Consider the following 24026-nt stretch of genomic DNA (forward strand, 5'->3'; position numbering starts at 1 on the left):
CAAAGGCAGGTTCTTTAAGGTAAGGAGGTGATCCAACCGCAGGTTCCCCTACGGTTACCTTGTTACGACTTCACCCCAGTCATGAATCACAAAGTGGTAAGCGCCCTCCCGAAGGTTAAGCTACCTACTTCTTTTGCAACCCACTCCCATGGTGTGACGGGCGGTGTGTACAAGGCCCGGGAACGTATTCACCGTGGCATTCTGATCCACGATTACTAGCGATTCCGACTTCATGGAGTCGAGTTGCAGACTCCAATCCGGACTACGACGCACTTTATGAGGTCCGCTTGCTCTCGCGAGGTCGCTTCTCTTTGTATGCGCCATTGTAGCACGTGTGTAGCCCTACTCGTAAGGGCCATGATGACTTGACGTCATCCCCACCTTCCTCCAGTTTATCACTGGCAGTCTCCTTTGAGTTCCCGGCCTAACCGCTGGCAACAAAGGATAAGGGTTGCGCTCGTTGCGGGACTTAACCCAACATTTCACAACACGAGCTGACGACAGCCATGCAGCACCTGTCTCAGAGTTCCCGAAGGCACCAATCCATCTCTGGAAAGTTCTCTGGATGTCAAGAGTAGGTAAGGTTCTTCGCGTTGCATCGAATTAAACCACATGCTCCACCGCTTGTGCGGGCCCCCGTCAATTCATTTGAGTTTTAACCTTGCGGCCGTACTCCCCAGGCGGTCGACTTAACGCGTTAGCTCCGGAAGCCACGCCTCAAGGGCACAACCTCCAAGTCGACATCGTTTACGGCGTGGACTACCAGGGTATCTAATCCTGTTTGCTCCCCACGCTTTCGCACCTGAGCGTCAGTCTTTGTCCAGGGGGCCGCCTTCGCCACCGGTATTCCTCCAGATCTCTACGCATTTCACCGCTACACCTGGAATTCTACCCCCCTCTACAAGACTCTAGCCTGCCAGTTTCGAATGCAGTTCCCAGGTTGAGCCCGGGGATTTCACATCCGACTTGACAGACCGCCTGCGTGCGCTTTACGCCCAGTAATTCCGATTAACGCTTGCACCCTCCGTATTACCGCGGCTGCTGGCACGGAGTTAGCCGGTGCTTCTTCTGCGGGTAACGTCAATCGACAAGGTTATTAACCTTATCGCCTTCCTCCCCGCTGAAAGTACTTTACAACCCGAAGGCCTTCTTCATACACGCGGCATGGCTGCATCAGGCTTGCGCCCATTGTGCAATATTCCCCACTGCTGCCTCCCGTAGGAGTCTGGACCGTGTCTCAGTTCCAGTGTGGCTGGTCATCCTCTCAGACCAGCTAGGGATCGTCGCCTAGGTGAGCCGTTACCCCACCTACTAGCTAATCCCATCTGGGCACATCCGATGGCAAGAGGCCCGAAGGTCCCCCTCTTTGGTCTTGCGACGTTATGCGGTATTAGCTACCGTTTCCAGTAGTTATCCCCCTCCATCAGGCAGTTTCCCAGACATTACTCACCCGTCCGCCACTCGTCAGCGAAGCAGCAAGCTGCTTCCTGTTACCGTTCGACTTGCATGTGTTAGGCCTGCCGCCAGCGTTCAATCTGAGCCATGATCAAACTCTTCAATTTAAAAGTTTGATGCTCAATGAATTAAACTTCGTAATGAATTACGTGTTCACTCGTTGAGACTTGGTATTCATTTATCGTCCGAGGACGTTAAGAATCCATGTCACTTTGAGTGCCCACACAGATTGTCTGATAAATTGTTAAAGAGCAGTGCCGCTTCGTTTTCGCTGCGGCGCGGGGTGTGCATATTACGCTTTCCCGCTTCAGAGTCAAGCGTTTGTTTTGCTTTTCTCTGCTGACCCGGCGGCTTGCGTGCCGTTGTTCCGTGTCAGTGGAGGCGCATTATAGGGAGTTATTCTGAGGCTGCAAGTGCAAAGTGAAAATTATTTACCGACTGCTCACTTTCCAGGCAAAACACATCTCAGACATTAATTCTTGCCTGGTTTTTAAACAAAAACGAGCCGCAAGCGGCCCGTTTTTGCGTTTTGTGACTTACTGCACTGCCACAATTCGGTCTTCGTTGGCTTCCAGACGGATAACTTTGCCCGGAACCAGCTCCCCAGAGAGGATTTGCTGTGCCAGCGGGTTTTCGATCTGCTGCTGGATAGCACGTTTTAACGGACGCGCGCCATAAACAGGATCGTAACCATTCTCGCTCAGCAGTTTCAGCGCATCATCCGAGATGTGGATTTCATACCCACGCTCTTCCAGACGTTTGTACAGACGCTGCAACTGGATCTGCGCAATCGACGCAATGTGTTTCTCACCCAGCGGATGGAACACGACCACTTCATCAATACGGTTGATGAACTCCGGACGGAAGTTTTGGCTGACCACACCCAGCACCAGATCTTTCATATGGCTGTAATCCAGCTCACCGAAGCGTTCCTGAATCAAATCGGAACCCAGGTTCGAGGTCATGATCACCACCGTGTTACGGAAGTCGACCGTTCTTCCCTGCCCATCCGTCAGACGCCCATCATCCAGCACCTGCAACAGAATGTTAAACACGTCAGGATGTGCCTTTTCTACTTCATCCAGCAGGATGACGGAATAAGGACGACGGCGAACCGCTTCCGTCAGATAACCGCCCTCTTCATAACCGACATATCCCGGAGGCGCACCGACCAGACGCGAGACGGCGTGTTTCTCCATAAACTCGGACATATCGATACGCACCATCGCGTCATCGCTGTCGAACATAAAGTTAGCCAGCGCTTTACACAGCTCAGTTTTACCGACACCGGTTGGCCCCAGGAACAGGAACGAGCCGATTGGACGATTCGGATCGGACAGCCCCGCACGGCTACGACGAATGGCGTTAGATACCGCTTCGACCGCTTCGTTCTGTCCAATGACGCGCTGATGCAGATCCTGCTCCATACGCAGCAGTTTCTCGCGTTCGCTTTCCATCATGCGAGCCACAGGAATACCCGTCCAGCGCGCCAGCACTTCGGCAATCTCGGCATCCGTCACTTTATTACGCAACAGACGCATGGTTTTGCCTTCTGATTGCGTGGCGATCTCGAGTTGTTTTTCCAGCTCAGGGATCTTGCCGTACTGTAGTTCGGACATCCGTGCCAGATCCCCTACGCGACGCGCCTGCTCAATGGCAATTTTAGCCTGCTCCAGCTCCGCCTTGATTGTCTGGGTGCCAGAGAGGGAGGCTTTCTCAGCTTTCCACTCTTCTTCCAGCTCAGAATACTGACGCTCTTTCTCGTCCAGTTCTTCGTTGAGCATATCAAGGCGTTTCTTGCTCGCTTCATCAGACTCTTTGTTCAGCGCCTGCTGTTCCAGCTTGAGCTGGATAATACGGCGATCGAGTCGGTCAAGCTCTTCCGGTTTCGAGTCAATCTGCATACGGATGCTGGACGCCGCTTCATCGATAAGGTCAATGGCTTTATCCGGCAACTGACGGTCGGCAATGTAACGATGCGAAAGCGTCGCCGCCGCAACGATGGCCGGGTCGGTGATCTGCACGTGATGGTGCAGCTCATAACGCTCTTTCAGACCACGCAAAATGGCGATGGTATCTTCAACGCTTGGTTCAGCGACAAACACCTTCTGGAAACGACGCTCCAGCGCGGCATCTTTCTCAATGTACTGACGATACTCGTCAAGCGTAGTGGCGCCGACACAGTGAAGTTCACCGCGCGCCAGAGCAGGTTTCAGCATGTTCCCGGCATCCATTGCGCCGTCAGCTTTACCCGCCCCCACCATGGTGTGCAGTTCGTCGATAAACAGGATGACGTTACCTTCCTGCTTCGCCAGATCGTTCAGCACGCCTTTCAGACGCTCTTCAAATTCACCGCGGTATTTCGCCCCGGCCACCAGCGCGCCCATATCCAGCGCCAGTACGCGACGGCCTTTCAGCCCTTCGGGCACTTCGCCATTAACGATACGCTGCGCCAGCCCTTCAACAATGGCGGTTTTACCGACGCCTGGCTCACCAATCAGCACCGGGTTGTTTTTGGTACGACGTTGCAGTACCTGGATTGTCCGGCGGATTTCTTCGTCGCGGCCGATCACCGGGTCAAGTTTGCCCTGCTCGGCACGTTCGGTCAGGTCGACCGTAAATTTCTTCAAAGCCTGACGTTGGTCTTCGGCTCCCTGGTCGTTCACGCTTTCACCTCCGCGCATTTTCTCAATCGCCTGGGTCACATTAGCGGTGGTTGCACCGGCGGATTTCAGCAGGTCGGTTAAGGTACCGCGTGATTCAAGCGCCGCCAGAACAAACAGCTCTGACGAAATAAAGTTGTCCCCACGTTTTTGCGCCAGCTTGTCGCAAAGGTTCAGCACGCGCACCAGATCCTGCGACGGCTGCACGTCGCCGCCGGTACCTTCGACCTGCGGTAAACGGCTCAGCGCCTGATCGATGGCGGTGCGTAACTGGCCGGCATTAATGCCAGCGGACGTTAATAACGGACGTACCGATCCCCCTTCCTGATTCAGCAAGGCGCTCATTAAATGAAGAGGTTCGATAAATTGGTTGTCGTGCCCCAGTGCGAGGGACTGGGCATCGGCGAGAGCAAGCTGGAATTTATTAGTAAGACGATCCAGACGCATAACTCCTCCCATAACAGGTCAAATTTGCTACTGGAGATTAAATGAGGTCATCCCTCAATTATTCAAGGTTAATAACCTGAATTATGTGAAAAGAAAACGGCGCGTACCGGATCGTCTTGATTGTTTAGGTTATATCAGCCAAATGAAACTTGCCATACGGCCTGTCGTCTTGTCGCGGCGATAGGAGAAAAAATCACCCTTTTCGGTGAAGGTACAGCGATCTCCGCCGAAGATTTGAGTCACACCGACGTTATTCAGGCGCTGGCGGGCAAGCTGGTAAATATCGGCCAGATATTTATCTCCGGAAGCCACAAACGCTTCGACCGCTTGCGGATCTTTTTCCATAAAGGCATCGCGCACTTCGGGCCCGACCTCAAATGCCTGCGGGCCAATCGCCGGGCCAAGCCAGGCGATAAGATTTGCAGAATCGTCCTGAAAGCAGGCGACGGTCTCTTCCAGCACGCCTTCGCACAGGCCTCGCCATCCGGCGTGGGCAGCAGCCACTTCAGTTCCTGCCTGATTGCAGAACAACACCGGCAGGCAATCAGCAGTCATCACCGCGCAAACCGTTCCCGGCGTATTGCTGTACGAAGCATCGGCGCGTTTAGACGCATAGGGCTCACCCGTCAGCTTCAGCACCGCTTTACCGTGCACCTGCTCAAGCCAGACCGGTTTTGAAGGAAGGTTTCCCGCAGCAAAGAGGCGTTTACGGTTCTCTTCAACGTGCTCCAGGTTATCGCCACAGTGCGCACCGAGGTTCAAAGACTCCCACGCGCCCTGGCTCACGCCACCGATACGGGTTGAACTACAGGCGGCCACGCCTTCAGGCAGTGGCCACTCCGGGACAATCAGTTTGGTCATAACCAGTCCACGTGATCCTTATGTTCTTCGAAATCTGCGCGCATCGCGTCGATAAGTTCCACCATATCCTGTGGGATCGGCGCATGCCATTCCATCTGAATTCCGGTGATTGGGTGGTAAAGACGCAGCATCGTCGCATGCAGCGCCTGGCGATCGAATTTACGCAGCACGGAGATGAATTCATCCGATGCGCCCTTTGGTGGACGCGGACGACCGCCGTAAACCGGGTCACCCACCAGCGGATGGGTAATATGCGCCATGTGCACGCGGATCTGGTGAGTACGCCCGGTTTCCAGGCGCAGACGCAGGCGGGTATGAATACGGAAATGTTCCATGATGCGGTAATGGGTTACCGCCGGTTTACCCATCGGGTGTACGGACATATGCGTACGCTTGGTTGGGTGACGGCTGATAGGCTCTTCCACCGTGCCGCCAGAGGTCATATGACCAATCGCCACCGCTTCATACTCACGGGTGATTTCGCGCAGTTGCAACGATTCCACCAGGCGAGTCTGGGCGGGAACCGTCTTCGCCACCACCATCAGACCCGTGGTGTCTTTATCCAGACGGTGAACAATACCGGCACGCGGTACGTCGGCAATCGGCGGATAATAATGAAGGAGTGCGTTAAGTACCGTACCGTCAGGATTGCCCGCGCCCGGGTGAACAACAAAGTCGCGCGGCTTGTTGATGACCAGAATGTCGTCATCTTCGTAGACGATATCCAGCGGGATATCCTGCGGCTCGAAGCGGATTTCCTCTTCGATTTCAGCATTGATGGCGACAGCTTCCCCACCAAACACTTTCTCTTTTGGTTTGTCCCAGATCTTGCCGTTTACCAGCACGCGCTGGTCAAGGATCCATTCTTTTATGCGTGAACGCGAATAATCAGGGAACAATTCGGCCAAAGCCTGATCTAAGCGTTGACCGAGCTGATTTTCGGAGACTGTTGCGGTGAGTTCTACTCGTTGTGCCATAAACTGCTTCTTCGTTTAACGTTGGGTTTTACGGCTTTGCCGTTTAATATAGTGTGCTATTGTAGCTGGTCTTAATCGGGAGCAGGAACTGAGTTTCTCCCGGACAAACATTTGAGGAAAGTCAAAACGTCATGACGCGCATGAAATATCTGGTGGCAGCGGCCACGTTGAGCCTGGCTTTGGTGGGCTGCTCCGGTTCGAATGAACAGGTCCCTGACAATCCGCCGAATGAAATCTATGCGACTGCACAACAAAAGTTGCAGGACGGTAACTGGAAACAGGCGATAACGCAACTGGAAGCGTTGGATAATCGCTATCCGTTTGGTCCGTATTCGCAGCAGGTACAGTTAGATCTTATCTACGCCTACTACAAAAATGCCGATCTGCCGCTGGCTCAGGCAACGATCGATCGTTTCATGCGTCTGAACCCTACCCATCCTAACATCGATTACGTGATGTACATGCGCGGCCTGACTAACATGGCGCTGGATGACAGTGCATTGCAGGGCTTCTTCGGGGTGGATCGTTCAGACCGTGACCCGCAACATGCGCGTGATGCTTTCAATGACTTCTCCAAACTGGTGCGTAGCTACCCGAACAGCCAGTACATTACCGATGCCACTAAGCGTCTGGTGTTCCTGAAAGATCGTCTGGCGAAATATGAGTACTCCGTTGCGGAATACTACACCCGCCGTGGCGCATGGGTTGCCGTGGTTAACCGTGTAGAAGGCATGCTGCGTGATTATCCGGATACCCAAGCCACGCGTGATGGCCTGAAGCTGATGGAAAATGCGTATCGCCAGATGCAGATGACGGCTCAGGCTGACAAAGTGGCGAAAATCATCGCCGCGAACAGCAGCAACACCTGATACCGCTACAACGCATAACGGCAGCCCGCGGGCTGCCGTTTTTTTATTCTTTCAGACTTACGCTGAAGCGGTTTAGCTTCAACACATCCATTCAACTATGACCGCAATTGTTTGCTTCGACAAGGTAAATCTCACCTCTTCCTGCCCTGCCTCACAAAAAAGATTCCCTGACAAAAACCGACAAAATAACGTGATCTAAATCACACATTTTGACATTAGGTCGGGTATGCTGGAATCACCAAGACGGAAAGACAAGAGGTAAAATTTATGACAATGAACATTACCAGTAAACAAATGGAAATTACTCCGGCAATCCGCCAGCACGTCGCAGACCGTCTCGCCAAACTGGATAAATGGCAAACACATTTGATTAATCCACATATCATCCTGTCCAAGGAGCCGCAGGGTTTCATCGCTGATGCAACTATCAATACTCCAAACGGCCATCTGGTCGCCAGCGCAAAACACGAGGATATGTACACCGCAATTAACGATTTGATCAACAAGCTGGAACGGCAGCTCAATAAAGTGCAACACAAAGGTGAAGCACGTCGCGCCGCAACCTCGGTGAAAGACGCCAGCTTCGCGGAAGAAGTTGAAGAAGAGTAATCCTCTAAAATTGAGTGTACCGACAACGCGCCTTCGGGCGCGTTTTTTATTGACAGAATCAAAACAGTGCAGGTACTTTAACCCTATCAATTTCAGGATGACCTTATGAAACAGACGCCGTTTTTCTTCGCATTCTTTTTTACCTTCCCCTGACCGGGAGGCGTTTCGTCGTGTGATAAAGAATGCGAAGACGAACAACAAGGCCTCCCACACCGGGAGGCCTTTTTTATTGATAACGATAAAATGAGACAGACAACACTATGACACCGGAAAACCCGCTCCTGGATTTACGCGTAAAAATCAGTGCACTCGACGAAAAATTACTGGCCCTGCTGGCAGAACGCCGCGCGCTCGCCGTTGAAGTGGGCAAAGCCAAGCTCGAGTCCCATCGGCCGGTGCGCGATATCGATCGCGAACGTGATTTGCTGGAACGGTTGATTCAACTCGGCAAAGCGCATCATCTGGATGCCCACTACATCACCCGTCTGTTCCAGCTCATCATCGAAGATTCCGTTCTGACGCAACAAGCCCTGCTCCAGCAGCATCTGAACAAAACCAACCCGCACTCTGCTCGTATCGCTTTCCTCGGTCCGAAAGGCTCCTATTCTCATCTGGCGGCCCGCCAGTACGCAGCCCGCCATTTCGAAGAGTTTATTGAGAGCGGTTGCGCGAAATTTGCAGACATTTTCAACCAGGTCGAAACCGGCCAGGCCGATTACGCCGTGGTGCCTATTGAGAACACCAGTTCCGGCGCCATCAACGATGTTTACGATCTGCTCCAGCACACCAGCCTGTCATTAGTCGGCGAGTTGACCATCCCTATCGATCACTGCGTGCTGGTCTCTGGCTCAACCGATCTGAATCAGATCGAAACGGTGTACAGCCACCCGCAGCCGTTCCAGCAGTGCAGCCAGTTCCTGAACCGTTATCCGCACTGGAAAATTGAGTACACCGAAAGCACCTCGGCGGCGATGGAAAAAGTGGCGCAGGCAAACTCTCCTGCCGTCGCGGCTCTCGGTAGCGAAGCGGGCGGCGCGCTGTATGGCTTACAGGTGCTGGAACGCAATCTGGCCAACCAGACGCAGAACATCACCCGTTTCGTGGTTCTGGCCCGCAAGGCCATCAACGTATCGGATCAGGTCCCGGCGAAAACCACCCTGCTGATGGCGACCGGCCAGCAGGCGGGTGCGCTGGTTGAAGCGCTGCTGGTGCTGCGTAATCACAACCTGATCATGACGAAGCTGGAATCCCGTCCAATCCATGGCAACCCGTGGGAAGAGATGTTCTATCTCGACGTTCAGGCCAACCTGGAGTCTGCATCCATGCAGAAAGCCCTGCGCGAACTGGGCGAGATCACACGCTCCATGAAAGTGCTGGGCTGCTATCCGAGCGAAACCGTGGTCCCGGTCGATCCGGCTTAATGTTCGATAAAGCGGCTTTTCTTCATCCCTGCCACATTTACTGGCAGGGTGAAGATGGCACCGGAAAGCGGGTATTTCGCCAGCTCCTCCGCCTCCATATTTTCCCGCGTGGTGGTGATAAACAGCGTTTTCATATCGTCGCCGCCAAAGCAGACCATTGTCGGGCAGCGTACCGGCAGCCGGTGCTCTTCCAGCTGTTCGCCTTGCGGTGAAAACCGTGCGATACGCCAGCCGTCAAACAGTGCGCTCCAGTAACAGCCTTCCTCATCCATTGCCGCACCGTCGGGAATACCGTCTCCCTCGCTAAACCGGCGAAACTCTTCGCGCTTACCGGGTTCCCCCTGCTCATCAAGCGGCGTACGGTAAATCACACCGTTCGGCGTATCAGAAGTAAACATCCACCGTTTGTCAGGACTAAACGCTAAACCGTTATGTCCGTGAATATCGCACTGGATCACTTTCGGCGTCAGGTCGTTGTCGATACGCATCAGCATGGCGCCGTTATAATCTCCCGGCCCCCAGAACGTGCCCGCATAAAACCGTCCCTGATGGTCGGTGCCTCCATCGTTAAAGCGTGCAAGCTGCGGGTTGGACGGGTTATCGCAAACCTTACGCTGGAGCAGGCCGTGTTTATCGGTCAGCCAGATGGCGTTTCGCATCGCGACGATAAATCCGCCGCGTTCACGCAGGGCAAAACACCCAACTTCTTCATGGAATGAGAGCACCGAGTGTTCCGCGGTGGGCAGATGGTACCGATGGATCTCCCCTTCCAGGATATCCGCCCAGTAGAGCGCCTTCTCTTCTGCACTCCACGTCGGGCATTCAGGCAGATGCCCGGTATAGTTCAACAGCAGCTGCGGTTCAGCCATGACAGTTCCCCAAAATGAAAAAAGCCAGCAATGCTGGTTTAATTTTAGACGCAAAAGACTGAAACAAAAGGATTTGTTTCTGACGATGTCCACACGTCGTCCACACATCGAAAAAAGCCCTGCCATGTGCGGGGCTTTACTTTTTGTTTTAAGCGGTGCAAGAATAAGTCTCAACAATATGTTTAATAAGGAAATTAATTTGAAACCCTTCAAAACGGTAGTTTTGTTAGCCCTTACCCTGACTTCCTTCACCGCACTAGCAAATGATACTTCTACCTTGAAAAAGTCCCTTAAGCCATGGCAACCCGTAGAGGTCTCGAAAAGTGGCGACACATTGACGGTTGTTTTAAATGAGAACCAGATAACATCTGATGTGTATGAAACTGTTATCAGCTCAGGTGCCTGTATGGATATTTGGACAAAAGACGTCCCTAAAAAATATCTTCAAACGGTTAAGGAGCTTCGTATTCTCAATAAGCATAAAGCTCAGGGCTATGTTTTGGAGAAACCGCTAAACACCTGTAATGAAATGGGTAAAGAGCAACCCGAAAGAGCCAAAGTTATAATGCTTGCAAACACTCATCTTTTTTGACTAATCGCATATAAAAAGCCCCGCATCTGCGGGGTTTTCTTTTGGTCACATCCAGTGGATTTGTTGCTGGCCTGACTGCGTAGGGTGCGGCGGCGCTGGTACCACTTCACCCGGCGAAACGATAAAGCGCTCGACCGTCTCAGTGGTGACGAACGTGCAACTGCAATTGATGTTTGTGCACTGATGATACCGCTCTTTTGTCGTATCGGAGAAATAGCGACTTGTGCGAGCGTGGGCGGCGTAATGGCATTTAGGGCAGTGGAACATGGCGAACACCTCAGAGCGTTATTGATGAACCAATTTTAACCATTAAATCCTTATATATCAAATACATAAAATTCATTTATTGCGTTAATTCTTCGCTTTCATACTCTACATCCGAAACCTTAACCTCAAGCTCTAAGCCCGTCGTGTAGCCGTTCCCGTTAAGGTAGTGCACCACCCGGCTGATTATCCAAGCCTGCTCGTCTATAACGCGCTTAAAGCCTTTCACCGCGATTGGCGTTTCAGGAAATAAATCTGCCCGACCAATAGCCAGCGAGATTGAAAACTCCGCCACTCCGCGCTGTAACTTGTCCCACTTAGCCTGAGCGGCGCGCATGGCCTGCGCTTTTGTCGCGTAGATGGTCGTCAGCTCCAGCACGTTCTCAGACTCACCGACCATATACTCGCCCTCGCGCGCCTCCTGCTCTTTTTTGGCTCTGGCCTTTGACGTGGTTTTTGTCGCTTTTGGATGTTGCAGCGCGCGCAGGTGCTGCTCCTTCGGCTTGCGCTTGAGCTTCACCTTTTGCTTTTGCGGCTTCGGGTCTTTTGTGTGCAGCCATTTCGCCGTTACGCCGGTGTAGGCTTCGCGGTCAGCAATCGCAAACTGATGACGGTCGCCGTCGCCGCGTTCGATGGTCATTTGCGGGATGGGCTTGCCACTGGCCGTCCTGCCGGTACCGGCTTTCAGGAACAGCAGTTTCCCCGCTTTCACCGACACTGATGCACCGTTACGGTCAGCCAGGCGGGACAGAAACACCGCGTCGGATTCCTGCGCCTGGTCAATATGAGGCACGGGGATCGCTTTCAGCGTGTCAGCCACGCTGGCCGTGAGTTTGTTACGCGCTGCGATGGTCTCAACAATGACACCGAGCGTGGTGTCATGCCATGACTGTTCCCGGCGGGAGTTCAGCGTGCCGCGAAAATCAGCGCTGCGCCCCCTGATGGTCAGCGTATCAGGCGCGCCACGGTGCTCGATTTCGTCGACCGTGAAACTGCCCTTATTCAGCAAGGCTGAGCCCTGCCAGCCCAGCCACAGCGTCAGTTTTGCACCGCGCGGCGGCAGCTCGACAAGCCCGTCGGTGTCGTCAAGCTCGATGTCGAGCTGGTCAGCCTCGAATCCGCGATTGTCCGTCATGGTCAGACTGATTAGCCGGTCGCTGAAATTCTGCGTGATATCATCGCCATCAAGCGTGAGCATAAACGCCGGAGCAATCTGCGCCCCGGCCTGAACATTCAGACCCGTAATCATCCCGCCAGCCCTCCAATCCAGTTACCGGCAGATGTCACCAGATTGTCGGCCTGCGTTTTCAGGTCTCCATAAATGGCCGCGAGCGAGTCATCGACCCGTTTCAGCGAGAGGCTAAACTCAATTTTTCTGGCCGCGCCGTCGCTGAATAATTCGGTGTGCGTGTGGGTCACTTTTTCGATGACATACATACCGTGGATCATGCCCGTCCCGTCAATCAGCGGCCACGCTCTGCCCTCGTCGGCCATCAGTTCGATGGCCGTCAGCGACAGGCGTCCGCCGGTGATTTCGGGGTACAGCACGCCCGAGAGCGTGCGCGAGGTTTCCCCCTCGCCGAGATACTGATAAGCCGGGGGTTTGCCGATGCGGTCATTTGACGCCCAGCGGTAGTCCTTTGAGTACTGCATGGACTGATGCGGCAGCGTGCGGCGCTCAAATACAAATAAACCCAGTACCATTAACATGTTTTAGTCCTCATCCATCATGGCGCATACTTGAGCGCTGGCGCGCTCTTTCTTCCCGGTCGAGTTTATCGACAGCGTCCCGGAGCCGCCGGTCAAGGTCAGTTCCCGGCGCAACGCCACCCGACAGAGTAATGTTGTATTCCCGCTTGCTCTGGTCGACATAGGACCGGCCAGCAGGCGCCGTCACTGGCTGGTACATCTGATAACCGCCATAAACGGAGGTCTGCGGGATATAAGACCCGTTTTGCGCACCGGCTGCGGCACTGGCTTTAGCGGCCGTCTGGTCGAGACCGTCCGACTCTTTTTTGATGACCCCGAATTTTTCCAGCAGCCAGCCGACTTTTCCGCTCAGTCTGTTAAAGACATTCAGGGGAGCCGTTAACGCTTCGGCCAGCGCCTTGCCAAACGCCACGCCGACATTTTTGCAGCGGTCCAGTGTTTCCTGAGTCGCCTTAACCGGTGCTATCAGGTCAGTGAACCACTGCCAGACCCCGCGCAATTTCTCGATGATGGAATCAAACACCGGCGTCAACGGTGAGAAGATTTCAGCGACTGGCGCAAATGCCGTTTTAAGCCCCTCCACCACGCCCGAAAAGAATGCGCTGATGGGCTCCCAGTATTTACGAATCAGGAGTGCCCCGGCCACCACCGCACCGGCGACCGCGACCACCGGCAGACTGATTGCACCGACAGCAGTGACTATTGCGCCACCGGCGACGGTAAAGACCGTTCCCAGCAGACCTGCGGCGGCGATAATGGCGTTAATCCCCATCACCACCGGCCACGCAATCAGGCCAATCCCGCCAATCACACCAATGAGCGCCAGCGCGCCACCGGCTACTACACCGATAGTGGTCGCCAGTGATTTATTGCGGGTGATCCAGCCATCAAGTTTCAGAACATATCGCGTGGCCGTCTGCGTCAGTTTTCGCAGAGCGTCGTTTTGCTGGTCAAACAGGTCAGTGCCCACGGCCTCATAAGCAGACTGAAACTCTTTAAAGTCGCCGCCGAGATTGTCCTGCATGATTTTGACCAGCTCCCCGGTTTTACCGTCCGAGGCTTTAAACGCTGCGGTGAGTTTGTCGAGCTTGCCGGTCGACGCTGCGGTCATCAGCACCGCCGCCGCCGAGCTGGCCTCTTCACCGAAGATGGTTTTCATGTACTCGCCGCGCTGGCTGGTACCGAGATTGTTTTTCTCAAAACTGCGCTGCATTTCCTTCAGGATGGAAAATATCGGGCGTGTGTTTCCTCTGGCATCAGAGGTTTTGACACCGAGCTCTTTGATAGCCTCAAAGGCTTTACCGGTCGGCGCCTGTAGGCGGCTCAGGATTGCACGGCTACCCGTTCCCGCCATCGAGCCGGTAATTTTCGCATCGTGCAACGCACCGACCATCGCAGCGGTTTGCTCGATACTGACCCCGGCATTTTTCGCCACCGGTGCGGCATAGGTCAGCGCATCACTCAGCCCGTCAAAGTCGGCGGCGGTTTTGTTCATCGTCATCGACAGCACGTCGCCAATGTGCGCGATCTGGTCGTTGGAAAGCTGAAACGCAGATTTCATCCCTGTCAGCAGGGCGGCGTTTTCCTCCATTGAGCGCTGATTCGACAGCGCCATATTCAGCGTGACCGGCGTCGCCGCCTGAATGGCATCAGCATCCCCGCCACTTTTGGCAATGATGATTTGTGCACTCGCTGCGTCGTCCGCAGATGCGGCGGTATTGTCTCCGAGCTGTCTGGCCTGTTTGCGTAACGCCTCCATTTCGGGCGACTGTTTGTCTACCCCGAGCACGGCTTGCAGCTCAGAGTTTTTCTGTGCAAACGAATAGCCAGGCATCAGCAATTTTACCCCGGCCATGGTGCCAGCCGTGGCTATACCTGTACCCGCCGCGCCAGCCGCCGCCATGCTACCGGCCATATTCTTTCCGGCCTGATAGCGCTCCTTAACCCGGCTCAGCTTCGCCTGTTGCTGACTGACCCGCGCCAGCGCCTCACGTTGCCGGTTAAGCTGCGCCGTTGTCTCACTGATGCTGGTTTTAAGGCGACGCTCGTCAGCCGACAGCGTGCGGGTGTTTATCCCGGCCTGTGCAAGCTCGGTGCGCTGGCGCTGTACCGATTGCCTGAGTCCGTTATATTTGAGTTGCAGGTCAGCGGCGGATTTTTTTGCTGCCTCCATCGCGCGCGCCTGCGCGTTGGTGGGGTTTTCCGTGTTTTTAAACTGGACGGCCAGCGCTGCGGCCTCCTGTTTCGCTTTGTTAAGCGACTGACCGGTCACGGCAAGCTGTGCGCTCGCTTTCCTGAATCCGTCAATTCGGGACGCCTGCGCGTTAAGGTCGCGCAGGGTCGTCTGTGAGTTGCGGATATCGCCAGCGAGGGATTTGCTGGCGTTCTGGATAGCTTTTAGCGGTCGGCTTGCCCGGTCTACTGCATTAAGCAGCACCTCGATCCTGACGTTATTGCTCATAGTGGTTTCCGCTTCGCTGTAGCGCCTTGTCGCGCCATGTGAGGAGCTCGGTCACGCTCAGGGAATACAGCTCTGATGGCGGCCAGTGAAAAATCACCGCGATATCCGCCATCAGGTCATCGACCGAAAGTTTTGCGGGGAACGTCAGCGAGCCGAAGATGGCGACAAAAAACCAATCACCTCAGCGGCGAACTGCATCAGGTCTGAGGCATCGAGACGGGCAATTTCATGCTCGGTGAGTGCCGGGTAAGTCATACGCGGCAGCACCTTAATCAGCGCGTCAACGTCAGAGTTTGCCAGCGAGGCCAGCGACACCCCGCGAAGGGTTCCCGCGTTAGGTTTTGAAACCGTCACCTCTCCGATTTTTTGCTCGCCGCGCATCAGAGGGTTGTCGAGGATCACGACGTGTGGCTTTTTGGTTTCGGTGACTTCAATTTCTGTAACGCCGGTTTCGATGTTGTTTTCCATAATGTTGCTCTCGTCTAAGTTTAGTGACCGGCCAGCCTGACTGACCTGTAAAGAGGGTTACAGGCCAATGGCCTTGCGATGCTCTGCCAGACGGTCGACGCCGTCGACTTTCAGCACCATGTTGATGACGTCAATCTCGATGACCTCCTTGCCGTCAATCGTGAGCTGGTAGTACGCGCATTCGGTCGAGATTTTGGTCGTGCCGCTTTCGCCCTGTTTGTTTTCGCCGCCGTCGTACTCTTTGTGACGGCCACGCATGACCACCTCAACGGCAGAAATCGCGCCGGTGTCATCGCGCTGGTATGAGCCGGTAAAGCGCAACGGTACGCTGTCCGCGCCCGGTGAGGCGTACTGTGCCCACAGCTCGACGTCAGGCAGACCGCCGAGCGTCCACTCGCACGACAGCGCATCGTCATCGAGACCGAGGTCAATCGATACCGAGCCCGGCATCCCGCCGCCGCGGTATTTCTCAAGCTTACGGGTCAGCTTTGGCAGGGTGACGGATTCAACAACGCCCATGTAGCTCAGGCCATCGTTGAACATGTTCAGGTATTTCAGTTTGCGTGGTAATGCCATGCTCTCAGCTCCTTAGCTGTTGACCGACTCTGACAGGTTCGCCAAATAGGTATCAGTGATGCGCTGGCGCAGGGTCAGGTTTTCCAGCGGCGGGACGGGGGTGTAGTCGTAATCGATATACAGTTTCCCCACCTTGAGCGTTTCCACGCTGTTTGACTCCGGGTCGTACCAGCAGGAGCCATCAACGATATAGCCGTTGTTTTTCAGCTCGCGGAATTTCGCATTGATACCGGCGACGATGTCGCGGATAAGCGTTGCGGTGACGGGTTTATCAATCGCCCAGGCGTGCGCCTCCGCCATCGTGTCGGCCAGCACCTGCGCCGTGCGGGTGTAGTTTTCAAAGAGGAATAATGGATCGTCGGAACAGGTACGGTTGCCCCAGAATTTAAATCCGTCGTTACGGATCAACGTCGTGACACCGGCCTGATTCAACAGGTTCGCGTCGGTGGCCTTCTCCTGCAAGTCCCACGAGACCGAGGCACTGACGCCGGTGACGCCATTCACGCCGACGTTAGACAGCGTTTTGTGCCAGCCCGTCTCCTGGTCGATTTTGGCACGCAGGCCGAGCGCGCGGGCGGTCGCCCATGCAATATCGGTCTGATTCGCCGTGGTGTCCCACGCCAGAAAATCAGGGTGAATGACCATCAGCTCGCGCTGGCTGAAATTCTCACGGTAGGCGATGGCTTCGGAAATGGTCTTGCAGCCCCACGCGCTGATATAGCCAAACGCGCGCAGGCTCTGACAGGTCGCCGCGAGCGCGGTCGCCACTTCCAGAGAATCCAGCCCCGGCACGCCGAGAATGCGCGGCTTGACGCCGGTGACGGTTTTGGCGGTCAACAGCGCTTTAAGCCCCGTGTATTTGCCGTTTTCGTCGGTCGTGCCGATGATGTTGGAAATGGTCTCTTTCTGCGCTGCTTCCGGGTCGTCCGGGTCTTCAATACCTTCGGCAACGCGCACAACCACAACGACCGGCTTGCACTGGTCGGCAATGGCTTGCAGGGATTTTGACAGGGTGCCGAGCTTACCGGCTTTACCGATAGCGTTCTGCACGCTGGTAATCAGCACCGGCTCATTTAGCGGGAATGTGGAATCGTCAGCATCGCTGGCGGTGCAGACCATGCCGATGATAGCCGTCGAAACGGTGGAAATGGTGCGCGTGCCATCGTTAATCTCGATGACCTCGACGCCGTGATGATAATCGCTCATCCGTTTAACTCCGTGGTTAAGGGGTGCGACTATTTTCTGTTGTGTGTGAGGTGTGAGAAACGAAAGCCCGTTGGGGGAGTGGCAGCACAACGCGCAGTGACCGGTTGAGGTGTGCGGAAAGTATCATTGATCGTTATCAGCGATCAATCACGGTTAATTGATCGCTGATAACCATTATCAATAAATGGGTATTGTCGCTATCGTTTCGCCATTAACGAGGAAGCGATAATGACGATTTTACTCTGGATTGTTGGTGGTCTGGCTGCATGGTGGCTCTTTGGGTTTTGCTGGCTCAGACTGTTTGTCGGTGACGAAACAGAAAAAGACTATGAAGAATGCCCCTATGACTAAACCCGCTTAACGCGGGTTTTTTATTACTCTGTTAACGGTGATTCAGGCCATTCAATTTCGTCAGGCTCACTGGTATCAACCCGGTTAAGTAAAACCCGGTATTTCTTCCACGCCGACAGGCTCGCCATTTCGTCATCTGTCGCCATCGACAAATCGACCGCATCCTGCAAAGGGGCTATGGCCTGAGCTGCAACAGACAAGAGCTGCGCCTTTAATGCCTCAGCATTTTCGATAGCTTCCTCGCGGGTAGGCGGTTCGATGTCGACCCATTCCATACATTCTGATTCAACATTGTACTGAGGCGCTTTCCGGTCAGGTGAAACCATAAAGGTTTCATATTCGGCATCGGATATTGCCATCAGGTCTGATGGAACGGGAATACCCTGTTCTTCATAGGTTCTGACAGTTTCCTCAAGGTAAAAGCTTTTATCTGTATTGCTGAAATATTTCTGCATATCAGTAACCTGTTACGTTTAAAAAGAATGTTCCGTTGCAGTTGTGGGTTTCAATTTTCACCTGATTTTTACCGACAGGCGTGCAGTTAAAGAATGATGCGGAGTTATTACCCCCTGCACCGTAATAACTCGAACCGATACCAAGTATCCCGTTAGGGAACGACGTAGGCAGTGTCACTGTTACAGTGGCATTGTTGCCGACTGAAATATTTCTTACAGACTGCATAAATACAGCACCGTTGCCGTGCGTGTAGTAAGCGCTGTTATTGCCTGTTGTCGTTTTACCCACCCCATAACGCGCATCCGACTCCGCTTTGGTATAGGCCTGACCCGCCGGGGTGTAATTGCCTTTTGGCTGGAACCGCCCGTCACTCTCAGCTTTGGTATAAGCGCCAGTTTTCGCCATATAACCCGCATCGGATTGCGCTTTGGTGTAATAACGGTTATCAAAATTCGCATAGCTGCCCGGATTCACCTGCCCCGGTATGGTGAAGTTTCCTTTAGTGTCCCACTTAAAATTAACCTCTGACCCGCCACTGCCTTTCATGTGCAGATGCCATGAAAGCTCATCGCCAGCGACCAGTGACCCAAACGAAAAAGCCCAGGAGTTTTTGCTGGCAATTGTCGCCTGTTGCTTGATAACCGGATGGTATTCACTCGCGCCGGTTGTGGAATATGAATTAAAAAATGGCGCTTTCGTTTTATATTGCTCTACCCACGCAAACGCACCGCTATAACCCGCCGTAATCTCTTTAGTGGCATAGATCGTATTACTGACGGTAAGTGGCGTTTCAGATTGTAGTGCTCCTGTTTCAAGGCTTACACGCAATGGCCGAAGCGCGTTATAGGCTCCGTAAGCGTCTCCCTTATTGGTCAGCATGAGATACAGGTTGCTGCCGTCATTTCGCCAGAATGAGCCGTAGTTACCATAAGCAATGCGGAAATTGTTTGCGATGGTACTCTGAACCTCTGCACCCGCCTTGAGTACGCCACTCATGGTGTCGCCGGCTTTATTCACCGCGCCAATATCAGCCGGGGACGGTTTATTTGCCGCGTCATATTGCTTTACCCACGCTGACCACGAACCGCTGTATTGCGTGCGAATATAAGATCGCGAATTATGATAAATCCGGTAAACCTGCGTAATCCCGGCGTGCTTGTAAACCTCAAGCGACCCGGCAAGCGCCTCCGGGTAATTCCTGCCTGATTGCGCATAAGCAGTCATCGGCTGGAAATACAATCCCGCAGTGGTGTAGGCGTTCAAATCCATAGCGTTGCCAATCGCCACGGCCTGCCCGTTGAAAATATCCTGCACGCTGATATTAAAATCATCAGTCAGCGCATGACCATTAATCTTTCGTCCTGATGGCACGCGTCCGTTGGCGTTATCATTCGCGGCCTTAACGGCTTTCGGCGTCGCTGCGACGCTCTCAGACGTGCTGTCGGTTGCGCTACTGAGCTGGACGATACCCTTTTGCGCCGTGGTGGCGTCCCGAGCCGTATATTTCCCTTTCGCAAGGTCATACGCCGCCTTAACCGCTTTCGGCGTCGCTGCGACGCTCTCAGACGTGCTGTCGGTCGCGCTACTGAGCTGGACGATACCCTTTTGCGCCGTGGTGGCGTCCTGAGCCGTATATTTCCCTTTCGCAAGGTCATACGCCGCCTTAACTGCTTTAGGCGTCGCTGCGACGCTCTCAGACGCGCTGTCGGTCGCACTGCTTAACTGAGTGAACCCCTTATCGGTGAGCGTGGCGTCTGGATGGCGGCGGGACTTCTCATGCTCAGCGAGCTTGTCGTCGACGTAGTCCTGCGTTGCCATCACCGTTGAGGTGTCGATGGTCAGCTCGACTGACTCGATGTCGCTCACCATAATGACCATGCGCACGGTCTGCGCACGGCCTGACCCCTCCGCCAGCGCTGGCTTGTAGCTTTCGGCCATATTACCGACCGCTATCAGCGTGCCGGTGTCGTCATAAAGTCCGAGCTCACGCATCCAGAAACCGCCGGTCTCAGGCGGGATGAGCAGCTCCGCCACGACATAATTTTTATTTTTCTTGTCCTGGCTGATTTTGTTCAGCGAGTGACGCCAGACCTCTTTGACCAGCTTTGTCTGGTTCGGATCAGGCACCGGCAGCGTACCGCCGCCGTCACCGACGGCCATCGCCGTAAAATTCACCTTTTTCCCGTTCGGGACGGTCGCCGCCGCGAGTTTTTCGGCACCGGCTTTGGTGATGACCGTTTTATATTTCACTGTCATTGTGCTCTCACTTATCCGGGGTAAACCGTGATGATGTCGCCGTCATAGCTCAGGGCGCCGGTGTACAGATAGCCGGGAATGTCCTGAATAATATTGAGGCCGATAAGATGGCGGCTGGCTGGCTTTGCATCGGCAATAAGCCGCTCCATTTCGTAATACATTCCCTCGGTGATGCCGGTCTCCAGCACACCGATATCGAGGCGAAACGTGCCGGGCGGATCGTTTGTCTGCCACCACTCAGACACGTTTATCAGGTAGCCGAGCGGCTCCACGACGCGGCGCACTGCCCCAATCGTTCCTTTGTGTGCGTGGATATACCAGGCATTGCGGATCACATCCCGTTTGGTGGCCTCCGGCCAGTTCTCATCCCAGCGGTCAACGGAAAACGCCCACGCCAGCCACGGCAGGAGGTTTGCCGGGCAGTCGTCCGGGCTCCAGAGTCGGCGCAGGGGGACGGGGGTATTTTCGATTTCAGCGCAGGCGCGCGCCGCCGCCACCTCAAGCGGCGAGGAGCCAACCGGCAACAGTCGGGTGTCATTCATCATTACCCCCTATGGTGACGCTGTACTCACTGCACCATGACGCCTGCGTTTCATCGAGAACGATGTCAGCCACCGGCGCGGCCAGCTCGACACGCTGCACGCCCTCGACGTGGAGCGCCGCATAGATGGCCGATTTACGGATGTCACGCCCGAGCCGGTGCTGCGCGGTGATATACGCCTGTAACTTTGCTTTTGCCGCACTGAGCACAGGCTCGCTTTCGGGGCCGGGGTAAAGGTAAAGCGATGCAGTGATTTTGTAGTCGACGATTTTCGCTGACTGCACGGTCACGCGGTCGGCCACCGGCCTGACGTCCTCGTCGTTCAGGGCATCGCGCACGATAGCGAGCAGCTCGTCAGAGGCCACGCCGTTATTTTCACGCGACAGCACGGACACGGTCACACACGCAGGCTCAGGACTGATGACGGAAATATCCGCGACACGCCCGTCGGCGCTGCGGCCATGAAACTGATATGCACCGGTTGAGCCTGCGGTACTCAGTCCTTCAAAAGCCTGTTGGATGCGCAGACGGTAGTCTGTATTCGACTCCATTACGGCTGGCGTGGGCGGAAACGTCGTGTCGTCTGCCGGGGTGATGACGAGGCGCTCGACGTTATAATTTCCGCCTATCTGGTCAAGGTCGGCATCTTCTGCATACGCCAGCATGACCGCACGCGCGGCCTCGTTGACGCGCTGTCGCCAGATAACCTCCCGATAGGCGTTTTCCTCCAGCAGCTTAACAATCGGCTCTGATTCGAGGGTCAGCGTGCGCGCGACTGCCTCCTGTTGTTCCTCCGGGTATAACGAGACGAGCGTCGCCTTGCGCTCTGCGAGGATGGTCTCATAGTCCAGCACTTCCACGACATCAGGCGCGGCGAGCTGGTTAAGGTCAACAATTGCCATAGCGTTTAACTCAGTGGAATGGTGAGGGAAAAGGGCTGGCCGTTAGCCGAGCGCGTGCCGGTGATATCGACATACAGCCCGCCGTCGGTCTCCGACCGCTCAAAGGTGATGGTTGTCAGACTGACGCGCGGCTCCCACTTCTGGATCGCGGAATAGCACGCGGCCATAATCTGCAATCGCAGTGCAGGTGTCTGCGGCTGGTCAATCAGTGCAGACAGAAGCGAGCCGTATTCACGGCGCATGACACGCGAGCCAACCGGCGTGACGAGAATGTCGCGCACGCTTTGCCTGATATGCTCGACCTCAGAGATACTGAGGCCGGTCTGGCTGTTCATTCCCAGATAACGCACCGTCATTGCGTCCCCTTAGTCCAGCTTCCGCCGCTCTGTACGTTGCCGTGTGCATGGTCATCCACCTGCACGCCGTTTGAGGTCAGTTTCCCGCCGGTGTGCTCGATGTTCCCGGACATCTTCCCGCCTTTCTGCACTTCGAGCGTGCCGGTCGTCAGCTTGTTGGTACACAACACCTCGGGTGAATCGAGCGTGATACGGGTCGAGGCTTTCACCAGCACCACCGGCACTGAGGCCGTGATGGAATCCGACGCGGTGACGTTGGCGGTTTTGATACCTGACACGGTGAGCGCACTGTTTTCGGGTTCGTACTCAATGACCGCGCCATCAGGGAAGGTAACGTGAAGCGCATCGGGTGAGGCTGACGGCGCGGGATTGTCATCTGAGAAAATGCCCGGCAGCACAAAGGCCGTATCGAGCTCACCGCCGATGGCCATCAATAACACCTGCTCGCCAACGGATGGAGCCCACCACACGCGAGAGCGACCGGCGCGACAGGTGAGCCAGTTAAGCCAGGTGGTTTGCATGCCGCCGGTCTGGACACGACACAGCCCCTCGTCGAGGTCGACGTCGGTCACGATGCCGGTGCGAATTAGGTTCCGGATCGCACGAGCGATTTCCTGAATATTAGAGAGTGTGTTCATACTGAAAGAATGCCGTGGTATTCTTTCAAAAGATATTAATCCTGTTAGTGACGTCTCTAACACAACAAATCATGCAGATGGGTTTTAAGGATAAATTAATGCTCAATTGGGAAGATGTACCGAATAACGACACGTATAAAAATCTCTTACTAGGAAACGGCTTTAGTATCGGTGTCAGCCCTAAGTTCAATTATTGGAATCTTTTAAATGAAGCAAAACACAGGGTCCAGGCTGGATTAATTAATATTTACCCAGAAACTCTTAGACTTTTTGACCAGTTACAAACCACTAACTTCGAAGAAGTATTGAAAGTTTATCATCACGCACATCTCGTTCACACTTTTAACAAGCCAGCGATCGAAACAGCTTACAGGAAACTACAAGAAGGCTTATTCTCAACAGTTAGAGATATTCATGTATCAAGAAACGAAACCCCAACCGCATTAATTTTCCATGAACTCGCCAAGTTCAAAAAAGTATTCACAACAAATTACGACCTTATTCCGTACTGGAGTTTTGTTGACATCAATATTGATGGGCTTCGTGATTTCTTCTGGGGGCCTGGCATCAAACCTACATTTGACAAAACTAATACAGAGGTTTTTGTTGGAAATTACACTCAACTATTTTATCTACACGGAGCGTTACATTTAGAAGTAACTGAAACTGGTCTAGCTCAAAAGAGAAGTATACAGGATACATTAGCCGAGGAAATAGAAGTGTTATCTAGCTCATTCAGTGCAAGACATGGGCTTTACCCTCTTTTCATCACCGAAGGCAAAAGCGAACAGAAAATCAGAAAAATAGGTTCTAATGATTACCTGTCATTTTGTTACAATCAATTAAAGAAAATTAGCGGAAAAATACTTATTTTTGGGCATTCACTCAGTGAAGAGTTTGACAACCACATTGTTGAAGCCTTGAAAAACAATAGCAATATAACCGAGATAGCAATAAGTATTTACCCAGAACAACCCATTTTAAATATAAATGAAATGGAAGCAAGATTGGCCCGACAACTTGCTGGACGACCGATTCATTTTTTTAACTCAACAACACACCCATTAAGTGTCTGAAA

25 protein-coding genes, 1 rRNA gene and 1 other annotated feature are annotated in these 24026 nt (G+C 53.9%); of the genes, 7 read left to right on the forward strand and 19 right to left on the reverse strand.

Features of this window, described 5'->3' with window-relative positions; translation table 11 throughout:
• Positions 1-20: 20 nt before the first annotated feature.
• The 4 genes from L384_RS20855 to rluD all read right to left on the reverse strand — a co-directional run bounded on the left by L384_RS20855 (position 21) and on the right by rluD (position 6403).
• Positions 21-1562: ribosomal RNA gene (locus L384_RS20855) — 16S ribosomal RNA — on the reverse strand.
• A 429-nt stretch (positions 1563-1991) separates the two neighbouring features.
• A complete protein-coding gene (clpB, locus tag L384_RS20850; RefSeq protein ID WP_003863168.1) occupies positions 1992-4565 on the reverse strand; it encodes an ATP-dependent chaperone ClpB in 2574 nt (857 codons plus the stop codon).
• A 129-nt stretch (positions 4566-4694) separates the two neighbouring features.
• On the reverse strand, positions 4695-5426 hold the full coding sequence (gene yfiH, locus L384_RS20845) for a purine nucleoside phosphorylase YfiH (protein ID WP_003863167.1): 732 nt from the start codon (positions 5424-5426) through the stop codon (positions 4695-4697).
• Positions 5423-6403: a 23S rRNA pseudouridine(1911/1915/1917) synthase RluD gene (gene rluD / locus L384_RS20840; RefSeq protein ID WP_003863165.1), complete on the reverse strand. Its 981-nt coding sequence runs from the start codon at positions 6401-6403 to the stop codon at positions 5423-5425. Before rluD ends, yfiH begins: the two co-directional genes overlap by 4 nt.
• 131 nt (positions 6404-6534) lie before the next feature.
• On the opposite strand from rluD, the gene bamD reads away from it, so the two are divergent.
• The 4 genes from bamD to pheA all read left to right on the forward strand — a co-directional run bounded on the left by bamD (position 6535) and on the right by pheA (position 9302).
• Positions 6535-7272 (forward strand): outer membrane protein assembly factor BamD, encoded by a 738-nt coding sequence (gene bamD / locus L384_RS20835; RefSeq protein ID WP_003863164.1) that lies wholly within the window; start codon positions 6535-6537, stop codon positions 7270-7272.
• A 267-nt stretch (positions 7273-7539) separates the two neighbouring features.
• Positions 7540-7881 carry a ribosome-associated translation inhibitor RaiA gene (gene raiA / locus L384_RS20830; protein WP_003863162.1) on the forward strand — a complete coding sequence of 114 codons (342 nt, stop codon included), beginning with the start codon at positions 7540-7542 and terminating at the stop codon, positions 7879-7881.
• A gap of 104 nt (positions 7882-7985) precedes the next feature.
• Positions 7986-8111 (forward strand) — a sequence feature (Phe leader region).
• On the forward strand, positions 7987-8034 hold the full coding sequence (gene pheL / locus L384_RS22395) for a pheA operon leader peptide PheL (RefSeq protein ID WP_100229775.1): 48 nt from the start codon (positions 7987-7989) through the stop codon (positions 8032-8034). Its footprint overlaps the feature before it by 48 nt.
• A gap of 30 nt (positions 8112-8141) precedes the next feature.
• The gene (pheA, locus tag L384_RS20825; protein WP_023323574.1) at positions 8142-9302 is read left to right on the forward strand and encodes a bifunctional chorismate mutase/prephenate dehydratase; all 1161 of its coding nucleotides are present in this window, start codon (positions 8142-8144) and stop codon (positions 9300-9302) included.
• Here pheA and L384_RS20820 read toward each other — a convergent pair.
• The gene (locus tag L384_RS20820) at positions 9299-10171 is read right to left on the reverse strand and encodes an SMP-30/gluconolactonase/LRE family protein (protein ID WP_023323575.1); all 873 of its coding nucleotides are present in this window, start codon (positions 10169-10171) and stop codon (positions 9299-9301) included. The two genes, pheA and L384_RS20820, sit on opposite strands and share 4 nt — an antisense overlap.
• Between L384_RS20820 and L384_RS0120860 the strand changes: the two genes are divergently transcribed.
• Positions 10170-10763, forward strand: a complete 594-nt coding sequence (locus L384_RS0120860; RefSeq protein WP_232969587.1) for a hypothetical protein — start codon at positions 10170-10172, stop codon at positions 10761-10763. The two genes, L384_RS20820 and L384_RS0120860, sit on opposite strands and share 2 nt — an antisense overlap.
• A gap of 45 nt (positions 10764-10808) precedes the next feature.
• Here L384_RS0120860 and L384_RS21575 read toward each other — a convergent pair whose 3' ends face one another.
• The 8 genes from L384_RS21575 to L384_RS20790 all read right to left on the reverse strand — a co-directional run bounded on the left by L384_RS21575 (position 10809) and on the right by L384_RS20790 (position 17448).
• Complete coding sequence (locus tag L384_RS21575) at positions 10809-11030, reverse strand: DNA-binding transcriptional regulator (protein WP_023323577.1); 222 nt, start codon at positions 11028-11030, stop codon at positions 10809-10811.
• Positions 11031-11106: 76 nt separating this feature from the next.
• Positions 11107-12276, reverse strand: coding sequence for a phage late control D family protein (locus tag L384_RS20815; RefSeq protein ID WP_023323578.1), 1170 nt, complete (start codon positions 12274-12276; stop codon positions 11107-11109).
• Positions 12273-12737: a phage tail protein gene (locus L384_RS20810; RefSeq protein WP_023323579.1), complete on the reverse strand. Its 465-nt coding sequence runs from the start codon at positions 12735-12737 to the stop codon at positions 12273-12275. Before L384_RS20810 ends, L384_RS20815 begins: the two co-directional genes overlap by 4 nt.
• A gap of 10 nt (positions 12738-12747) precedes the next feature.
• Positions 12748-15198: a phage tail tape measure protein gene (locus L384_RS20805; RefSeq protein WP_023323580.1), complete on the reverse strand. Its 2451-nt coding sequence runs from the start codon at positions 15196-15198 to the stop codon at positions 12748-12750.
• Complete coding sequence (locus L384_RS0120865; protein ID WP_017382998.1) at positions 15188-15310, reverse strand: GpE family phage tail protein; 123 nt, start codon at positions 15308-15310, stop codon at positions 15188-15190. Before L384_RS0120865 ends, L384_RS20805 begins: the two co-directional genes overlap by 11 nt.
• Positions 15311-15342: 32 nt before the next feature.
• Positions 15343-15666 carry a phage tail assembly protein gene (locus tag L384_RS20800; protein WP_023323581.1) on the reverse strand — a complete coding sequence of 108 codons (324 nt, stop codon included), beginning with the start codon at positions 15664-15666 and terminating at the stop codon, positions 15343-15345.
• 57 nt (positions 15667-15723) lie between these two features.
• Positions 15724-16242, reverse strand: a complete 519-nt coding sequence (locus L384_RS20795; RefSeq protein ID WP_017382996.1) for a phage major tail tube protein — start codon at positions 16240-16242, stop codon at positions 15724-15726.
• Between the two features lie 12 nt (positions 16243-16254).
• Positions 16255-17448: a phage tail sheath protein gene (locus tag L384_RS20790; protein ID WP_023323582.1), complete on the reverse strand. Its 1194-nt coding sequence runs from the start codon at positions 17446-17448 to the stop codon at positions 16255-16257.
• A gap of 228 nt (positions 17449-17676) precedes the next feature.
• Here L384_RS20790 and L384_RS22730 point away from each other — a divergent pair, with 228 nt between their 5' ends.
• Positions 17677-17799, forward strand: coding sequence for a hypothetical protein (locus L384_RS22730; RefSeq protein ID WP_023295234.1), 123 nt, complete (start codon positions 17677-17679; stop codon positions 17797-17799).
• 23 nt (positions 17800-17822) lie between these two features.
• Here the strand turns inward: L384_RS22730 and L384_RS20785 are convergent, their stop codons facing one another.
• From L384_RS20785 to L384_RS20760, 6 genes are read right to left on the reverse strand one after another with little or no spacing between them, the layout of a single operon-like run.
• Positions 17823-18254, reverse strand: a complete 432-nt coding sequence (locus L384_RS20785) for a tail fiber assembly protein (RefSeq protein WP_023323583.1) — start codon at positions 18252-18254, stop codon at positions 17823-17825.
• Between the two features lies 1 nt (position 18255).
• Entirely contained in the window at positions 18256-20511 is a 2256-nt protein-coding gene (locus tag L384_RS22265; RefSeq protein WP_023323584.1) for a phage tail-collar fiber domain-containing protein, read from the reverse strand.
• An 11-nt stretch (positions 20512-20522) separates the two neighbouring features.
• Positions 20523-21053, reverse strand: a complete 531-nt coding sequence (locus L384_RS20775; RefSeq protein WP_032627921.1) for a phage tail protein I — start codon at positions 21051-21053, stop codon at positions 20523-20525.
• The gene (locus tag L384_RS20770; protein WP_023323586.1) at positions 21046-21954 is read right to left on the reverse strand and encodes a baseplate assembly protein; all 909 of its coding nucleotides are present in this window, start codon (positions 21952-21954) and stop codon (positions 21046-21048) included. The genes L384_RS20775 and L384_RS20770 overlap by 8 nt, the downstream gene beginning before the upstream one ends.
• Before the next feature lie 5 nt (positions 21955-21959).
• A complete protein-coding gene (locus L384_RS20765) occupies positions 21960-22310 on the reverse strand; it encodes a GPW/gp25 family protein (protein WP_023323587.1) in 351 nt (116 codons plus the stop codon).
• Positions 22307-22948: a phage baseplate assembly protein V gene (locus L384_RS20760; protein WP_023323588.1), complete on the reverse strand. Its 642-nt coding sequence runs from the start codon at positions 22946-22948 to the stop codon at positions 22307-22309. The genes L384_RS20765 and L384_RS20760 overlap by 4 nt, the downstream gene beginning before the upstream one ends.
• 98 nt (positions 22949-23046) lie before the next feature.
• On the opposite strand from L384_RS20760, the gene L384_RS20755 reads away from it, so the two are divergent.
• Positions 23047-24024, forward strand: coding sequence for a DUF4917 family protein (locus L384_RS20755; RefSeq protein ID WP_023323589.1), 978 nt, complete (start codon positions 23047-23049; stop codon positions 24022-24024).
• Positions 24025-24026 lie beyond the last annotated feature (2 nt).

The organism is Enterobacter sp. MGH 38, from assembly GCF_000492855.1.
GTDB lineage: Bacteria > Pseudomonadota > Gammaproteobacteria > Enterobacterales > Enterobacteriaceae > Enterobacter > Enterobacter hormaechei_C.

Coding starts and splice junctions, on each gene's coding strand:
- clpB (WP_003863168.1), bottom strand. CDS start 4,565: ATGCGTCTGGATCGTCTTACTAATAAATTCCAGCTTGCTCTCGCCGAT.
- yfiH (WP_003863167.1), bottom strand. CDS start 5,426: ATGACCAAACTGATTGTCCCGGAGTGGCCACTGCCTGAAGGCGTGGCC.
- rluD (WP_003863165.1), bottom strand. CDS start 6,403: ATGGCACAACGAGTAGAACTCACCGCAACAGTCTCCGAAAATCAGCTC.
- bamD (WP_003863164.1), top strand. CDS start 6,535: ATGACGCGCATGAAATATCTGGTGGCAGCGGCCACGTTGAGCCTGGCT.
- raiA (WP_003863162.1), top strand. CDS start 7,540: ATGACAATGAACATTACCAGTAAACAAATGGAAATTACTCCGGCAATC.
- pheA (WP_023323574.1), top strand. CDS start 8,142: ATGACACCGGAAAACCCGCTCCTGGATTTACGCGTAAAAATCAGTGCA.
- L384_RS0120860 (WP_232969587.1), top strand. CDS start 10,170: ATGACAGTTCCCCAAAATGAAAAAAGCCAGCAATGCTGGTTTAATTTT.
- L384_RS20820 (WP_023323575.1), bottom strand. CDS start 10,171: ATGGCTGAACCGCAGCTGCTGTTGAACTATACCGGGCATCTGCCTGAA.
- L384_RS21575 (WP_023323577.1), bottom strand. CDS start 11,030: ATGTTCCACTGCCCTAAATGCCATTACGCCGCCCACGCTCGCACAAGT.
- L384_RS20815 (WP_023323578.1), bottom strand. CDS start 12,276: ATGATTACGGGTCTGAATGTTCAGGCCGGGGCGCAGATTGCTCCGGCG.
- L384_RS20810 (WP_023323579.1), bottom strand. CDS start 12,737: ATGTTAATGGTACTGGGTTTATTTGTATTTGAGCGCCGCACGCTGCCG.
- L384_RS20805 (WP_023323580.1), bottom strand. CDS start 15,198: ATGAGCAATAACGTCAGGATCGAGGTGCTGCTTAATGCAGTAGACCGG.
- L384_RS0120865 (WP_017382998.1), bottom strand. CDS start 15,310: ATGGCGGATATCGCGGTGATTTTTCACTGGCCGCCATCAGAGCTGTAT.
- L384_RS20800 (WP_023323581.1), bottom strand. CDS start 15,666: ATGGAAAACAACATCGAAACCGGCGTTACAGAAATTGAAGTCACCGAA.
- L384_RS20795 (WP_017382996.1), bottom strand. CDS start 16,242: ATGGCATTACCACGCAAACTGAAATACCTGAACATGTTCAACGATGGC.
- L384_RS20790 (WP_023323582.1), bottom strand. CDS start 17,448: ATGAGCGATTATCATCACGGCGTCGAGGTCATCGAGATTAACGATGGC.
- L384_RS22730 (WP_023295234.1), top strand. CDS start 17,677: ATGACGATTTTACTCTGGATTGTTGGTGGTCTGGCTGCATGGTGGCTC.
- L384_RS20785 (WP_023323583.1), bottom strand. CDS start 18,254: ATGCAGAAATATTTCAGCAATACAGATAAAAGCTTTTACCTTGAGGAA.
- L384_RS22265 (WP_023323584.1), bottom strand. CDS start 20,511: ATGACAGTGAAATATAAAACGGTCATCACCAAAGCCGGTGCCGAAAAA.
- L384_RS20775 (WP_032627921.1), bottom strand. CDS start 21,053: ATGAATGACACCCGACTGTTGCCGGTTGGCTCCTCGCCGCTTGAGGTG.
- L384_RS20770 (WP_023323586.1), bottom strand. CDS start 21,954: ATGGCAATTGTTGACCTTAACCAGCTCGCCGCGCCTGATGTCGTGGAA.
- L384_RS20765 (WP_023323587.1), bottom strand. CDS start 22,310: ATGACGGTGCGTTATCTGGGAATGAACAGCCAGACCGGCCTCAGTATC.
- L384_RS20760 (WP_023323588.1), bottom strand. CDS start 22,948: ATGAACACACTCTCTAATATTCAGGAAATCGCTCGTGCGATCCGGAAC.
- L384_RS20755 (WP_023323589.1), top strand. CDS start 23,047: ATGCTCAATTGGGAAGATGTACCGAATAACGACACGTATAAAAATCTC.